Genomic DNA, 14,804 nt, shown 5'->3' with positions numbered 1-14,804 from the left:
GCAAGCGCACCGGTTACCCGTCTGTAGAAACCAACAGCCAATTCGGATCATCCGAGCCCATTATGCGGGCAAACACCCATGTGTCTTTCTGGCGTTTGATGTCCGTGACGCTGCCTTCGACGATATCACCGCCGCGATCGCGCACGGCAGAGGTCAATTCGGCCACGAAACGGATCGTCATTTCTGCTTCTCTGGTGTCCGGATCCAGCGTGGCATTCACCAGCTCCATTTCGCGCACACCGAAAAAATTGGCCTCAATGGTCAGGCCCTGATCTTCGCGGGCGGCCACACCGTCAACAAAGCTTTCATAGATGTCTTCGGACAGGAATGGCTGGATCTCGGCCAGTTCACCGCGTTCATACCCCATCACGATCATTTCATAAGCGCCGCGTGCGCCGCCAAGAAAATCGCTGACCCCAAAGGACGGCTCAAGCCGCTTCATCTCGGCAAGTGCCTTGCCAGCGTCACTGTCTTCCGGAACATGATCGGTGATATCCAGATCCGGCCCACCTTCGATCACCTCGAATGCGGGGCCTGCGCGGCGTGCCGGCTCTTGATCGACGACGGGAGGCTTTTCAAAGCCTTCGCGCGTTCCCAACACGTTTTTCAGGCGCAAAATCAGGAATACTGCAATACCGGCCAACACCAGAAGCTGTATTATAGGTGAATTCATCGGGACCTCGTTTGGGCAAAGCATGGAAACATATCGGTTAAGCTCTTATGTAGGTGCTTGACTGGGGCAAGTCCACTCCGCCCCACCTGAAAGGACGTTTGCATATGTGGCTTTTGATCGCATTTATCGCTGTACCGCTGATTGAGATCAGTCTGTTCATCCAGATCGGGGGGGCTATCGGCCTTGGCTGGACATTGGCCATTGTGTTGATCACAGCGTTTCTGGGCACATGGCTGGTCCGCAATCAGGGGATGATGGCGCTGGGACAATTGCGCAGCTCTTTTTCGGAATTGCGCGACCCCACCGAACCTTTGGTGCATGGCGCAATGATCCTGTTTGCCGGTGCTTTGCTACTGACACCGGGTTTTTTCACCGATGCGGTTGGTTTTGCGCTTTTGGTGCCGCAGTTCAGACAGGCCGCCTTTCACGCGATCCGGGCGCGGATCAACGTTCAGGGTTTCGCACAGCGCAGCGGCCCACCACGGTCAGATCCGCATCAGGATGATATCATTGATGGCGATTATCATGAAATTTCCGAACCGGCAGATACGGACAGAGGCCCCTCAGGCTGGACAAAGCATTGAGGGCCGCGTGCCAACCTGCTAAGCCCGCTGAGATTTATATTTCTTGAGGGAAAATCCGATGGCCGAAGAAGCAGCACCAGCACAACCACAGATGCGTGTCTTGGGGCAATATATCCGCGACATGTCTTTTGAAAACATCATGGCACAGCAAGGCGCCCCGTCTGACGTACAGCCAGACGTGCAGGTTCAGGTGAACCTTGATGCGAAAAAGCATGGCACCGATCACCAGTACGAAAGCGCGATCAAGCTGAAAGTGACATCCAAGAACAAAGGAACAGATGCAACGCTGTTTGTGCTTGAGATCGACTATGTCGGCATTTTCCACATCGAGAACGTGCCAGACGACCAGATCCATCCATTCCTGTTGATCGAATGCCCGCGCATGATCTTCCCGTTCCTGCGCCGTGTGGTCAGCGATGTCACCCGTGATGGTGGCTTCCCGCCGCTGAACCTTGAAAACATCGACTTTATGTCGATGTACCGCAACGAAGTGGCGCGCCGTCAGGCAGAAGCGTCACCTGAAAACGCTTAAGTCTTAGACCAAAGCACGTCGTCGCCCAGTTGCCCGAGAAATTCGGCATGGGCGGCGGCTTCTTCCTCGCTGAGCCTTGAGGGAAGGGGGGTTGGTCGCGGTTTGGGTTTCCACGCCTCAACGACAGTCCCCGATTTTTGATCTGGCGCAGATGACAGCGCAAAGTCAGGCTGCCGCCCGCCGATCAGCTCAAGATACACTTCCGCCAGAATTTCACTGTCCAGCAAGGCGCCGTGCAAGGTTCGCGAGCTGTTGTCGATACCAAACCTACGGCACAGCGCATCCAACGATGCCGGCGATCCGGGAAACCGTTTGCGAGCAATCGCCAGCGTATCAATCGCCTGTTCCCATGGGATTTGCGGCAGGTTCATCCATTTCAGTTCTGCATTGAGAAACTTAACGTCAAAGGCGGCGTTGTGAATGATCAGTTTGGAATCACCAATGAAATCCAGAAAGCTTTGTCCGATTTCCGCAAACTTGGGTTTATCGGCCAGAAACTCATCCCCAAGCCCGTGCACCTGAAAGGCCTCATCGGGCATGTAGCGTTCGGGGTTGATGTAAACGTGATAGGTTTCGCCCGTTGCCATATGACCCATCAACTCGACTGCGCCAATCTCGACAATCCGGTCGCCACTTTCCGGATCAAAGCCCGTTGTTTCCGTATCGAGAACAATCTCACGCATGGTCTAGCCTTTCCCGAATGCTCTGCAATGTGGTTTTCACCGCTTTTCGCGCTGTTTCAAGGGTGTCTGTAGGGATGATAAAATCTGATCGCTCACATTTCTCATCGTTCGGCATCTGTTTGGCGCGGATTGTTTCAAACTGCGCTTCGGTCATAGTGCCGCGTGCCATCACCCGTTCCTTTTGGGTTTGCGGATCGACGGTCACACAGGCGACCGCGTCCATATGCGCATCGCCCCCGGTTTCAAACAGGATTGGGATATCCAAAACGATGATGTCGCTGGTGGCGGCCGCTATGAAATCAGCCCGGTGTTTGCCCACAAGCGGATGCACGATCTGTTCAATTTGTTTCAGCGCGGCAGGATCACTTGCGATGATGTCTTTGAGCGCGGGCCGCGACACGGCACCATCAACAATCGCTTGAGGAAAGGCTTCGGCGAACAATGGCACCGCTGCGCCGCCTTTGGCATAAAGACGGTGCACCGCCGCGTCCGCGTCCCAAACGGCGCAGCCTTCGTCGGCGAACATCTGGGCAGTGGTAGACTTGCCCATGCCGATAGATCCGGTCAGCCCTAGCAAAAACATCAGCGCAGTGCCGCCGCCCTAGTGGCGCGGTCCACTTCGGGGCGTTTTCCAAACCAGCGTTCAAACCCCGGTACCGCCTGATGCAGCAGCATGCCCAAGCCATCGACAGTGGTACAGCCTATCTCTTCGGCAGTGGCCAAAAGATTGGTCTTGAGCGGCGCATAGACCAAATCTGTCACCACACTGTCTTTTGACAGGCCATCCAAAGGCACCCGCAATTCGCCTTTGCCGACCATTCCCAAAGACGTTGTATTTACGACCAGCGCAGCATCATCCAACATATTTCCCGCCTGAACCCAATCAAACACCCGCAAGCGGTTGCCAAAATCTGATACCAGCTTTTCGGCCCGGACGCGCGTGCGGTTGGAGATGAAGATTTCCGGCACACCTGCATCCAAGAGTGACGCAATCACCGCCCGCGCCGCGCCGCCAGCACCTAGGATGGCCGCAGGACCAGACTTTGGTTGCCAATTCGGAGCGCCGGTCTTGAGGTTTTCAAGAAAGCCATAGCCATCTGTATTGTCTGCATGAATTTTGCCATCTTTGCGGAAAATCAACGTGTTTGACGCGCCAATAAGGATGGCGCGATCCGTGACAAGATCCGCGATTTGCATCACCGCTTCTTTGTGGGGGATCGTGACATTCACCCCAACAAACCCCATGCGTGGCAAGCTGCGTATCACCTGTTCCAGATCAGCGGCGGCAACATCCATCGGGATATAATGCCCTTGAATGCCATAGGTTTTGAGCCAATGCCCATGCACTTGCGGAGACTTGGAATGCGCTATCGGGGATCCAATCACACCCGCCAGTGGAATTTTTGCCAAAGTCATGTGGGAAGATCTCCGCGCAGGGTCAGATAATTGAGCAGTTCCAAAAGTGGCATACCAAGGACATGAAAGTAATCCCCCTGTATGTTGGAAAACAAACGCACACCTTCTTCTTCGAGCTTATAGCAGCCAACGGCATAGCGTATGCTGTTCCAGTTGCGATCAACGTAGTCTTGCAGATAACCATCACTGATCTCGCGCATCCTCAAACGCACCTGCCCAACATGCCGCCAAATGGGTTTTCCGTCTTCGCACAGAACGGCGGCAGACAGCAGACTGTGGCGATCTCCACGCAAGGCCTGCAATTGATTAATGGCGTCCTGAGCGGTTTGTGGTTTGGACAATAATGTCCCGCGATGATCGAGCACCTGATCACAACCCAGAACCAACGCACCGGGGTTCTTCTCGCTGATCTTTGTGGCTTTCATTTCGGCCAGGGCATCGGCAATGTCGCGGGGTGTTGCGTCCTCGGCCAAAAGCGCCGCTTTGATCATGTCCTCGTCAACGCGCGGTTTGGCAATCTGATGTTGCACACCCGCTTGATCAAGCAACTTGTGACGGATTTCAGAGCCGGAGGCCAAAATGAACGGCTGTGGCATGTGGATAACCTTGTGTGTGACGTTAGGCATTTCTTAAGGACTTCTGGTGCAGAATTCAAAAGCTGTGGGCACGTTTGACGGTTTTTGCCAAAACCGCTGGCTTGTCCGCGATTCCCTCCCAGCTGGATAAGGAAAACTCTCAATGGGGGAGGAATCGTATACCGCTCTTCTTATCCCGCGAGTTATCCACCAGCTTTTAGTAGAATATATATGTTAACATGCTGTTTTTATGAAATTAATTATCCTTTAACCAAATTATATGCACAGAACATGATCAGAGTTCTTCAGTTCGGGATAAATCCTGAATAATTCGTTAATCCACAGGTTTTCGGCTCCCTACAAACAACATCATCTTTCTTATCTTTCTTATTATTATAAGAAGGGCTGAAAGAACGGAGTTGGATATGTCTGATCTGCTTGCCCTTGCTTACCCTTGGACCAAATCCTTGCATATCATCTCGGTCATTGCCTGGATGGCTGCGCTGTTTTATCTGCCTCGCCTGTTTGTTCATCATACCGAACAGGCGGGCCTCAGCGGAGAAAAGCATGATCTCTTTGCTATGATGGAATTCAAACTGGCCAATGTGATCATGCGCCCGGCAATGCATGCCACCTGGACCTTTGGCCTTTTACTGGTCTTCACACCGGGGATCGTCGATTGGACTGCGGTCTGGCCCTACACAAAAGCATTCTGCGTTATTTTGATGACATTGTTCCACACTTGGTTGGTCATTCGTATGAAGGCCTTTCAAAGAGGCGAGAACCATATCACCGGTCGCCAATACCGCATGATGAACGAGGTGCCGACTGTTTTGCTGATCGTGATTGTGATCTCTGTGGTCGTCAAATTCTGAAATATTGACAGTCCCTTGGCGGCTGCTTATACCATGCGCACCTTCCCGTCCGGGAGGGCGACCTAGCATTTACATTCCAATGACGCACAGCCCCGCCTTTGCCAGGGCTGCACAGGATTATTCATGACAACCGATACGCTGAACCTTGCCGACCTGAAGGCGCAAACGCCCAAGAACCTTTTGGCGATGGCCGAAGAGCTTGAGATCGAAAACGCCTCTACGATGCGCAAGGGCGAAATGATGTTCCAGATCCTGCGTGAACGCGCGGATGAAGGCTGGGAAATTTCAGGTGACGGCGTTTTGGAAGTGTTGCAGGACGGGTTTGGCTTTCTGCGCTCCCCCGAGGCGAACTATCTGCCGGGCCCCGATGATATCTACGTCTCGCCTGAGATGATCCGCCAATGGTCCCTGCGGACCGGAGATACCATTGAGGGGCTCATTAAGGCTCCTGACGACAGTGAACGCTACTTTGCCCTGACAGAGGTCACCAAGATCAACTTTGAAGAGCCTGAGAAGGCCCGCCACAAGGTTGCCTTTGAAAACCTCACGCCGCTCTACCCTGATGAGCGTCTGACGATGGAAGTCGAAGATCCAACCGTCAAAGACCGCTCAGCGCGGATCATTGATCTGGTGTCGCCCATCGGTAAAGGCCAGCGATCCTTGATCGTCGCGCCGCCACGCACCGGTAAAACGGTTCTGCTGCAAAACATTGCCAACTCGATCGAGAAAAATCACCCAGAGTGTTATCTAATCGTTCTGCTGATCGACGAACGCCCGGAAGAAGTCACCGACATGCAACGCTCTGTAAAGGGCGAGGTCGTGTCCTCCACCTTTGATGAACCTGCGACGCGTCACGTGGCGGTTTCTGATATGGTCATCGAAAAAGCCAAGCGCCTGGTGGAACACAAACGCGATGTTGTGATCTTGCTCGATTCCATCACGCGGCTGGGCCGTGCGTTCAACACCGTTGTCCCGTCGTCTGGCAAGGTTTTGACCGGTGGTGTGGATGCCAACGCATTGCAACGACCCAAACGTTTCTTTGGTGCTGCGCGAAACATCGAAGAGGGTGGTTCCTTGACCATTATCGCGACTGCCTTGATCGACACAGGCAGCCGCATGGACGAGGTGATCTTTGAAGAATTCAAAGGCACGGGTAACTCCGAGATTGTTCTGGATCGCAAGATCGCTGACAAGCGTGTGTTCCCAGCCATCGACATCCTCAAATCCGGCACCCGGAAAGAAGATCTGTTGGTTGATAAAATTGATCTGCAGAAAACCTTTGTTCTGCGCCGGATTCTCAACCCGATGGGAACCACGGATGCAATTGAATTCTTAATTGGTAAGCTCAAACAAACCAAAACCAATTCGGATTTCTTCGATTCGATGAACACCTGAGTTATTTAATAATAACAATAGGTTATGCATTATGGACACGATCTTTGCCCAAGCGACAGCTGGGGGGCGGGCTGGCGTTTCTGTTGTCCGCCTGTCGGGACCATCTGCCTTTGAAATCGCTGGTAGCATCGCAGGCACACTGCCCAAATCTCATCGGGCTGGCCTGCGGGAGATAAAGACACTGACCGGAGAGGTGATTGACGAGGCTTTGATCTTGCCATTCTCTGCGCCGAACAGTTTCACTGGTGAAGATGTTGTTGAATTTCAATTGCATGGCAGCATCGCGGTGGTCCGGTCCTGTCTTGAGCTTCTTGCGTCTTTCCCTGACGCGCGTTTGGCGGAGGCCGGGGAGTTTACCCGGCGGGCTCTTGAAAATGAGCGTCTGGATCTGGCGCAGGTGGAAGGCCTGGCCGATCTAATCGAAGCTGAGACAGAAGCGCAGCGGAAACAGGCGTTTCGGGTTCTGTCCGGTCACCTTGGTGATCAGGTGGAGCGTTGGCGCAGAGATCTGATCCGAGCAGCGGCGTTGTTGGAAGCCACGATTGATTTCGCTGACGAAGATGTGCCCGTTGATGTAACGCCTGAAGTTGATGATCTGCTGACAGGAGTGATGGACGATCTGAGCAGCGAAATAGCAGGAACGAAGATTGCGGAACGCATTCGGAATGGTTTTGAAGTGGCCATTGTTGGTGCGCCAAATGCCGGAAAATCGACCCTGTTAAACGCTCTTGCAGGGCGAGATGCGGCCATCACATCAGAGATTGCCGGTACTACCAGAGACATTATCGAAGTGCGCATGGATCTGGGTGGTCTCCCGGTGACGCTTCTTGATACCGCGGGATTGCGAGAAAGCGATGATGTGATTGAAGCCCTCGGTGTTGATCTTGCGATGACCCGGGCAACGTCTGCAGATCTGCGAATTTTCCTCGCATCGCCGGGGGAAGCACTCATGCTTGAACCTGGGGTTGATGATATTGTCGTCCGACCCAAAGCTGATCTATTAGGCGATGATGAAAACGCTGTATCAGGCAAAACTGGTCAGGGCATTGATGCTTTGGTCAAGCGGGTGCAAGAATATTTGGCAGAGCGGAGTTTGGCCGCCGGATTGGCGACGCACGAACGACACCGAATTGCGATGGAACGTGCGGCAGTAAATCTTGAAACTGTGCGCGGGATATTGGCGCGGGGGTCGGAACACTATGATATAGCGGCAGAGGAGCTGCGGTCTTCGATTCGAACCTTGGAAACACTGGTTGGCCGGATCGACGTGGAAAACCTGTTGGATGAAATCTTCTCCAGCTTCTGCTTGGGTAAATAATGGAGTGTTTCACGTGAAACATTTTGAGGTCATCGTAATTGGTGGGGGCCACGCCGGGGCTGAAGCTGCGCATGCCGCAGCTCGGATGTCAGCGAACACCGCTCTTGTAACTATGACAGAGGCCGGGATCGGTGTGATGTCCTGCAATCCGGCGATTGGCGGGCTTGGCAAGGGGCATCTCGTACGTGAGATTGACGCCATGGATGGTGTGATGGCCCGCGTTGCGGACAAGGCCGGTATTCAGTTCCGTTTGCTGAACCGTCGCAAAGGCCCAGCTGTGCAAGGCCCCCGGGCACAGGCGGACCGAAAAATCTACCGTACCCAAATGTTGGCAGAGATCAAAAGTCAGGAAAACCTGAGTATTATTGAAGGTGAGGTCACCGATCTGATTGTCGAGGATGGAACGGTTGGCGGCGTTATTCTGGCAGATGGACAGTCAATTACAGCAGATGCTGTGATCCTCACGACGGGCACATTCCTGCGAGGCGTCATTCATATCGGTGAGGTCTCGCGATCTGGTGGCAGGATGGGCGACAAGGCATCGAACAAGCTGGCCGAAACCATCGACAGGTTTGATCTCCCTATGGGGCGGCTCAAAACGGGCACTCCACCAAGATTGGATGGTCGCACGATCAATTGGGATGTGTTAGACGATCAGCCTGGTGATGCAGAACCGGTATTGTTTTCCTTCCTCTCGACGCAAACAACAGCACCGCAAATTTCATGCGGTATTACGCATACCAACGAAAAGACACACGAAATTATCCGTGCCAATCTGGAAAGATCAGCGATGTACGGTGGCCATATTGATGGTGTTGGTCCCCGGTACTGCCCCTCGATCGAGGATAAGGTCGTCCGATTTGCCGATAAGGATTCCCATCAAGTGTTCCTGGAGCCTGAAGGCGCAGATGATCACACGGTGTATCCAAACGGTATCTCCACATCATTGCCAGAAGATGTGCAGCTGGATTATGTCCGTTCAATGAAGGGGCTTGAGAATGCTGTTATCCTTCAACCCGGGTATGCTATCGAGTATGACTATATTGATCCGCGGGCGCTAAAGGCGACATTGGAGTTGCGAAAAGTGCCGGGGCTCTATTTGGCCGGTCAAATCAACGGCACAACAGGATATGAAGAGGCGGCCGCGCAGGGGTTGGTTGCGGGTTTGAACGCCGCGCTCTCTGCCAAAGGTCGGGATCCGGTCACCTTCAGCCGTGCAGACAGCTATATCGGCGTGATGATTGATGATTTGACCACACGCGGTGTGACTGAACCCTACCGGATGTTTACCTCTCGGGCTGAATTCAGGCTGTCGTTGCGTGCAGACAACGCAGACCAACGCCTAACGCCATTGGCGATCCAGCTTGGATGCGCTTCAAGTCAAAGAACGAACGCCTTTCAGGCGAAGCTGGATGAGTTGACGCGTGTCAAAGCAAAGCTCACGTCGGCCACCTTTACGCCGAAAGAAGCAATTCAAGCAGGCATAGAGATCAGTCAGGATGGCAACCGTCGTAGCGCCTTTCAGTTGCTGTCCTTTCCGGATATGAAATTTGCAGATATTCTGCCACTTGTGCCGGAACTTGACGGCGTGGCGCTTGAGATCTCTGAACAAATTGAACGAGATGCGCTGTATTCTAACTATCTAGGCCGGCAGCAAAAGGACATTGAGGCCTTGCGTAAAGATGAGGCACAGCGGATTCCAGACAGTTTTCCCTATTCTGCACTCGAAGGTCTGTCGAATGAATTGAAGGCAAAGCTGATTGCGGCGCAGCCGGAAACGCTCGCCCAAGCGGCACGGATTGACGGAATGACACCGGCAGCTTTGACGCTTTTGCTTGCTCGTTTGCGCCGTGATACCGGAAAGAAAACCGCATGAGCGACGAAACTGATTTGAATGTTTCACGTGAAACATTGGACAAGCTCAAAGTATTTGTTGCGCTGGTCGAGAAGTGGACCGTAAAGATCAACCTGATCTCAAAAGCAAGTATTCCTCACATCTGGAATCGGCATATTGTGGATTCAGCACAATTATTTGAACTGGCGCCAAAGCAAGGTCATTGGGTCGACATTGGGAGCGGCGGAGGCTTTCCCGGGGTAGTTCTGGCCATTCTGGCATCGGAAAACCCGGATTCGCTTCGATTTACTCTGGTAGAAAGCGATCAGAGAAAATGCGCATTCCTGCGAACCGCTTCTAGAGAGCTTGATCTCGGGGTTACCGTGCGATCAGACCGTATTGAAAGCATCGAACCTCTGAAGGCGGACATTCTTACAGCACGCGCCTTGGCAGATCTGAGCGATTTGCTTGGTTTCGCTGATCGTCATCTATTGCCGACTGGGCTGGCCTTGTTCCCAAAGGGTGCACAATGGAAAAAAGAAGACCAGGAAGCGCGGAGGCTGTGGTCCTACGATTGTGAACCTGTCAGAAGTAAAACCAGCGCCGATGCCGCTATCTTGAGTATCAAGGAAATTGCCCGTGTCTGATCTGTCTCGCCCCAACGGTCCCAAGATTATTGCTGTTGCCAATCAAAAGGGCGGGGTTGGCAAAACAACAACTGCGATAAATCTCGCTGCGGCGTTGGTAGAAGAGGGCAAGCGGGTGCTGCTTGTTGATCTTGATCCGCAGGGCAATGCCTCGACCGGACTAGGTATTGAGCTGGAAGATCGGGTTTACACGACCTATGAGCTTCTTCTTGAAGACATTGATCTGGATGAGGTTATTCAGGATACCGACTACCAAGGATTGTTGATTGTTCCTGCGACAGTTGATCTGAGTTCGGCGGATATCGAGCTGATATCGAACGAAAAGCGCAGCTTTCTATTGCATGATGCCCTGCGTCAAACGCAGATGGACCGCTATGAACTGGACTATATCCTGATTGACTGCCCGCCATCGCTCAATTTGCTGACGGTGAATGCGATGATTGCCTCCCATTCGATCCTTGTGCCGTTGCAAAGTGAGTTCTTTGCGTTGGAAGGGTTGTCCCAGTTAATGATGACGATCCGCGAGGTTCGGCAAACCGGTAACAAGGACCTGCGGATTGAGGGGGTTGTGCTTACAATGTACGACAAGCGCAACAACCTATCGCAGCAGGTTGAGCAGGATGCGCGCAGCAATCTTGGTGATCTGGTGTTTGAAACGATGATCCCTCGAAATGTAAGGGTGAGTGAAGCGCCCAGCTATGCTATGCCAGTGCTGGCCTATGACCCTCAGTCCAAGGGGGCCGAGGCCTATCGCGATTTGGCTAAAGAATTGATCAAAAACAACATCTGAGGATGCAGAGATGGCTGATAAACAAGATCGCAAGCGTGGATTAGGCCGTGGCTTGTCCGCCCTTATGGCCGATGTCGCAGAGACCGAAGCGACCACAGCTCAAGGGCCCGTCGCAACGGAGCAGTATATCCCGATTGAGCGGATTTCACCGAACCCCGAGCAGCCACGCAAGCGGTTTGCCAAGGAAGATCTCGATGATTTGGCGGCATCGATCAAAGAAAAAGGCGTTATTCAGCCTTTGATCGTCCGCAAGCGAAGCGATGATACCTACGAGATCGTCGCAGGTGAACGCCGTTGGCGGGCGGCGCAATTGGCCCAGTTGCACGAACTGCCTGTCGTGGTCCGCGAATTCACCGATGTCGAAGTTCTTGAAGTGGCGATCATCGAGAATATTCAGCGTGCGGATTTGAATGCGATTGAAGAAGCAGCCGGTTATCGGCAATTGATGGACAAGTTCGGCCATACTCAGGAAAAGATGGCCGAAGCCCTTGGTAAAAGCCGCAGTCACATCGCGAACTTGCTGCGGCTTTTGAATTTGCCTCAGCCCGTGTTGGACATGGTGCGCGATGGCGATTTGAGCGCAGGACATGCGCGTGCGCTTGTGCCCGCGTTGGATCCGGTCAAGCTGGCCAAAGAAATCATCAAAAAGGGCCTATCCGTTCGTGCTGCTGAAGCTTTGGTAAAGAAGGAACAGCAACCCGGTTCGGGCGATGTGGTCGAAGGCAAAAAACCAGCGGAGAAAGTTGAGAAAGACGCAGATACCAAGGCGTTGGAAGGTGATCTTACTGCAGCACTTAAGATGAAAGTTGTTCTGAACCACAAGCCAGGCCAAGAGAAAGGTCAGCTCACTGTGCATTACGATTCGCTGGATGAACTGGACGAATTGTGCCGTGTGTTGAGCGGCTCCTAGTCGGGTATCAAATTCTCAATGACGGCGTTTAGAACGTTAAAGCCCTGATCTGAAACGATAATTCGATCATCTGTCGCGTGGATCATACCAATCTCGCTCAGGTGGTCGAGTTTATCCTTGGGCAGCGGTTTTCCGGCGATCTGAGCGAACCGCTTTGGATCAATCCCTTCCTTTAACCGCAGGCCCATCAACAGAAATTCAATCGCCTGTTCTGATTGATCTAGCAAGCTACGAGATTTTCCCGTTGTGCCATTTGCGACTTTCTCCAGCCAGAGCTTTGGATTGCTCAAACAAACTGTTGCCTGTCGCCGGCCATTAATTGTGATGCGCCCATGAGCCCCCGGACCGATGCCGATATAGTCACCATACCGCCAGTAGATCAGATTATGCCGCGATTGGGCGCCATCTCGTGCGTGGTTTGAAACCTCATATCCTGGCATTCCCATGTCATTGCAAACATCTTGGGTCAGCGTGTAAAGGTCTGCGCCCAGATCTTCGTCCGGTAATCCGCGCAAGCCGCCACGGGCATAGCGGTCGCCAAACGCGGTGCCTTGTTCAATGGTAAGCTGATAAAGCGATATATGGTCTATCGCCAGGTTTAGTGCCTGCTTTAGCTCACCCTCCCACGCCTGCGCGGTCTGGTTCTGCCGTCCATAAATCAGATCGAAACTCACCCGCTCAAACGCGCCTCGCGCAACATCAAAGGCTGTCAGCGCCTCCTTTGCGGTGTGAATGCGGCCAAGGCGACGGAGATCGTCATTGTTCAAAGCCTGTATCCCCATCGAGATGCGGCTGATCCCAGCGTCTCGATAAGCGGCAAAACGTCCTGCCTCAACTGAGCTGGGGTTCGCTTCTAGGGTGATTTCAAGATCGTTGGCTGTGGGCCAATGAGTTTTGATGGCGTTGATCACGTCCGCTACAACGTCAGGGTCCATCAGGCTGGGCGTTCCGCCACCAAAGAATACGGCGTTCAGGATACGGCCCTTGGTTTCACTTGCGGTGCGTTTCAGCTCTGACAAATAGCCATCACGCCATGCGCGTTGATCAATTTGCCTGCTGACATGGCTGTTGAAATCGCAATAGGGGCATTTCGCTTCGCAAAACGGCCAATGGATATAGAGGCCAAAGCCGCCGTTTTGCCAATCTTCAGTCAAAACAAGCCGAAATCAGTTTGGCAAAGGCATCGGCCCGGTGGCTGATCGCGTTTTTCTGATCGGCGTCCATTTCTGCAAAGGTGATGTCATAACCGTCGGGCATGAACATCGGGTCATAGCCATGCCCCAATTTGCCGCGCATCGGCCAAACCAAGGTTCCGTTAACACGCCCTGCAAAAACCTCATCGTGTCCATCGGGCCAAGCCAGAACCAGCGTGGCACAAAACCGGGCGCGGCGGGGGTGTGGCGCGGATTTTTCTTCAAGCAGGTTGTGGGTTTTGGTCATTGCCATGACAAAATCACGGCCTGTTGGAGTTTCAGCCCAATCTGCAGTGTATACCCCAGGTGCACCACCCAGTGCCTCGACTTCGATCCCGGAATCATCGGACAGGGCGGGCAGGCCGGTGGCTTGCGCGGCGGCATGGGCCTTGATCCGCGCATTGCCGACAAAGGTGGATTCAGTTTCTTCTGGTTCTGGCAATTTTAATTCTGCCGCACCAACCACAGAAACACCGCGCGGAGCGAACAATTGCTGCATCTCTTCCAGTTTGCCCGCGTTGTGCGTGGCAATCAGGATGCGGTTTTCTGTGAATTTGCGGGTCACGCAGTGACGTCCTTTTGGATTGCGACCAGCTCGGACACACCTTTTTCGGCGAGATCCATCAACTGGTTCATCTGATCACGGGAATACGTGGACCCTTCAGCGCTCATCTGCACTTCGATCAGCTGTTTTGAGCCGGTCATGATAAAGTTGCCATCGACGCCCGCTTCGGAGTCTTCAGGATAATCGAGATCAAGCACAGGTTGGCCCGCGTAGATGCCACAGCTGATCGCCGCCACTGGATCTACCAACGGATCAGTGATCACATCGCCAGCTTTCATCAGCTTGTTGACCGCAAGGCGCAGCGCGATCCAACCGCCAGTGATCGAGGCGCAGCGGGTGCCGCCATCGGCCTGTAATACATCGCAATCCACGGTGATTTGACGTTCGCCCAATGCAACCCGATCCACACCTGCCCGCAAGGACCGGCCGATCAAACGCTGAATTTCAACTGTGCGACCGCCTTGTTTGCCAGCTGTGGCCTCACGGCGCATCCGGGTGTTGGTGGCGCGGGGCAACATGCCGTATTCTGCGGTGACCCAACCCAAGCCGGAGCCTTTGATAAACGGCGGCACGCGGTCTTCGATGGTTGCGGTACACAACACATGGGTATCGCCCATCTTGATGAGCGCCGACCCTTCGGCATGTTTGGTAAAGCCAACCTCAACAGAGACAGCACGCATTTCATCAAGTTTCCGGCCAGAGGGACGCATATTCATTCCTTTACTGTTTGAACCGGGGATAGCGTCCGACCTATGCTGTATGCAAGCCCGATTGACGTTTAGCCTTGCTGCACCTTTATTATCTCCTAAACAGG

17 protein-coding genes are annotated in these 14,804 nt (G+C 53.4%); 9 read left to right on the top strand and 8 right to left on the bottom strand.

Annotation, left to right across the window (positions count from 1 at the left end):
• Positions 1–13: 13 nt before the first annotated feature.
• A complete protein-coding gene (locus C8N31_RS02855) occupies positions 14–673 on the bottom strand; it encodes a Tim44/TimA family putative adaptor protein (protein WP_025047442.1) in 660 nt (219 codons plus the stop codon).
• Between the two features lie 104 nt (positions 674–777).
• Here C8N31_RS02855 and C8N31_RS02850 point away from each other — a divergent pair, with 104 nt between their 5' ends.
• Both C8N31_RS02850 and secB read left to right on the top strand, forming a co-directional pair.
• Positions 778–1,257: an FxsA family protein gene (locus tag C8N31_RS02850; RefSeq protein WP_025047441.1), complete on the top strand. Its 480-nt coding sequence runs from the start codon at positions 778–780 to the stop codon at positions 1,255–1,257.
• Positions 1,258–1,315: 58 nt separating this feature from the next.
• A complete protein-coding gene (gene secB / locus C8N31_RS02845) occupies positions 1,316–1,789 on the top strand; it encodes a protein-export chaperone SecB (protein WP_025047440.1) in 474 nt (157 codons plus the stop codon).
• Here secB and dnaQ read toward each other — a convergent pair.
• The 4 genes from dnaQ to C8N31_RS02825 are packed head-to-tail and all read right to left on the bottom strand — an operon-like array spanning position 1,786 to position 4,484.
• Positions 1,786–2,472 carry a DNA polymerase III subunit epsilon gene (gene dnaQ / locus C8N31_RS02840; RefSeq protein WP_025047439.1) on the bottom strand — a complete coding sequence of 229 codons (687 nt, stop codon included), beginning with the start codon at positions 2,470–2,472 and terminating at the stop codon, positions 1,786–1,788. The genes secB and dnaQ overlap by 4 nt on opposite strands.
• A complete protein-coding gene (coaE, locus tag C8N31_RS02835) occupies positions 2,465–3,055 on the bottom strand; it encodes a dephospho-CoA kinase (protein WP_037917834.1) in 591 nt (196 codons plus the stop codon). Before coaE ends, dnaQ begins: the two co-directional genes overlap by 8 nt.
• Entirely contained in the window at positions 3,055–3,888 is an 834-nt protein-coding gene (locus tag C8N31_RS02830; RefSeq protein ID WP_025047437.1) for a shikimate dehydrogenase, read from the bottom strand. The genes coaE and C8N31_RS02830 overlap by 1 nt, the downstream gene beginning before the upstream one ends.
• The gene (locus C8N31_RS02825; protein WP_025047436.1) at positions 3,885–4,484 is read right to left on the bottom strand and encodes a Maf family protein; all 600 of its coding nucleotides are present in this window, start codon (positions 4,482–4,484) and stop codon (positions 3,885–3,887) included. Before C8N31_RS02825 ends, C8N31_RS02830 begins: the two co-directional genes overlap by 4 nt.
• 404 nt (positions 4,485–4,888) lie before the next feature.
• Here C8N31_RS02825 and C8N31_RS02820 point away from each other — a divergent pair, with 404 nt between their 5' ends.
• From C8N31_RS02820 to C8N31_RS02790, 7 genes are all read left to right on the top strand, one after another.
• The gene (locus tag C8N31_RS02820; protein ID WP_025047435.1) at positions 4,889–5,338 is read left to right on the top strand and encodes a CopD family protein; all 450 of its coding nucleotides are present in this window, start codon (positions 4,889–4,891) and stop codon (positions 5,336–5,338) included.
• A gap of 123 nt (positions 5,339–5,461) precedes the next feature.
• Positions 5,462–6,733, top strand: coding sequence for a transcription termination factor Rho (gene rho, locus C8N31_RS02815; protein WP_025047434.1), 1,272 nt, complete (start codon positions 5,462–5,464; stop codon positions 6,731–6,733).
• A gap of 31 nt (positions 6,734–6,764) precedes the next feature.
• The gene (gene mnmE / locus C8N31_RS02810; protein ID WP_025047433.1) at positions 6,765–8,051 is read left to right on the top strand and encodes a tRNA uridine-5-carboxymethylaminomethyl(34) synthesis GTPase MnmE; all 1,287 of its coding nucleotides are present in this window, start codon (positions 6,765–6,767) and stop codon (positions 8,049–8,051) included.
• A gap of 4 nt (positions 8,052–8,055) precedes the next feature.
• Complete coding sequence (gene mnmG / locus C8N31_RS02805) at positions 8,056–9,927, top strand: tRNA uridine-5-carboxymethylaminomethyl(34) synthesis enzyme MnmG (RefSeq protein ID WP_197021500.1); 1,872 nt, start codon at positions 8,056–8,058, stop codon at positions 9,925–9,927.
• Positions 9,924–10,532: a 16S rRNA (guanine(527)-N(7))-methyltransferase RsmG gene (gene rsmG / locus C8N31_RS02800; protein ID WP_025047431.1), complete on the top strand. Its 609-nt coding sequence runs from the start codon at positions 9,924–9,926 to the stop codon at positions 10,530–10,532. Before mnmG ends, rsmG begins: the two co-directional genes overlap by 4 nt.
• Complete coding sequence (locus C8N31_RS02795; RefSeq protein WP_025047430.1) at positions 10,525–11,322, top strand: ParA family protein; 798 nt, start codon at positions 10,525–10,527, stop codon at positions 11,320–11,322. The genes rsmG and C8N31_RS02795 overlap by 8 nt, the downstream gene beginning before the upstream one ends.
• A 10-nt stretch (positions 11,323–11,332) precedes the next feature.
• Complete coding sequence (locus C8N31_RS02790) at positions 11,333–12,232, top strand: ParB/RepB/Spo0J family partition protein (RefSeq protein ID WP_025047429.1); 900 nt, start codon at positions 11,333–11,335, stop codon at positions 12,230–12,232.
• Here C8N31_RS02790 and hemW read toward each other — a convergent pair.
• The 3 genes from hemW to rph are packed head-to-tail and all read right to left on the bottom strand — an operon-like array spanning position 12,229 to position 14,700.
• Positions 12,229–13,386 carry a radical SAM family heme chaperone HemW gene (gene hemW, locus C8N31_RS02785; RefSeq protein WP_025047428.1) on the bottom strand — a complete coding sequence of 386 codons (1,158 nt, stop codon included), beginning with the start codon at positions 13,384–13,386 and terminating at the stop codon, positions 12,229–12,231. The two genes, C8N31_RS02790 and hemW, sit on opposite strands and share 4 nt — an antisense overlap.
• Positions 13,379–13,990, bottom strand: a complete 612-nt coding sequence (gene rdgB / locus C8N31_RS02780; RefSeq protein ID WP_025047427.1) for an RdgB/HAM1 family non-canonical purine NTP pyrophosphatase — start codon at positions 13,988–13,990, stop codon at positions 13,379–13,381. Before rdgB ends, hemW begins: the two co-directional genes overlap by 8 nt.
• Positions 13,987–14,700: a ribonuclease PH gene (rph, locus tag C8N31_RS02775; protein ID WP_025047426.1), complete on the bottom strand. Its 714-nt coding sequence runs from the start codon at positions 14,698–14,700 to the stop codon at positions 13,987–13,989. Before rph ends, rdgB begins: the two co-directional genes overlap by 4 nt.
• Positions 14,701–14,804: the final 104 nt, after the last annotated feature.

It is taken from the genome of Sulfitobacter mediterraneus (assembly GCF_003054325.1).
Lineage (GTDB): Bacteria > Pseudomonadota > Alphaproteobacteria > Rhodobacterales > Rhodobacteraceae > Sulfitobacter > Sulfitobacter mediterraneus.
Note: the sequence above shows the minus strand (reverse complement) of the source record. Positions and strands in the feature narration are given on the sequence as shown.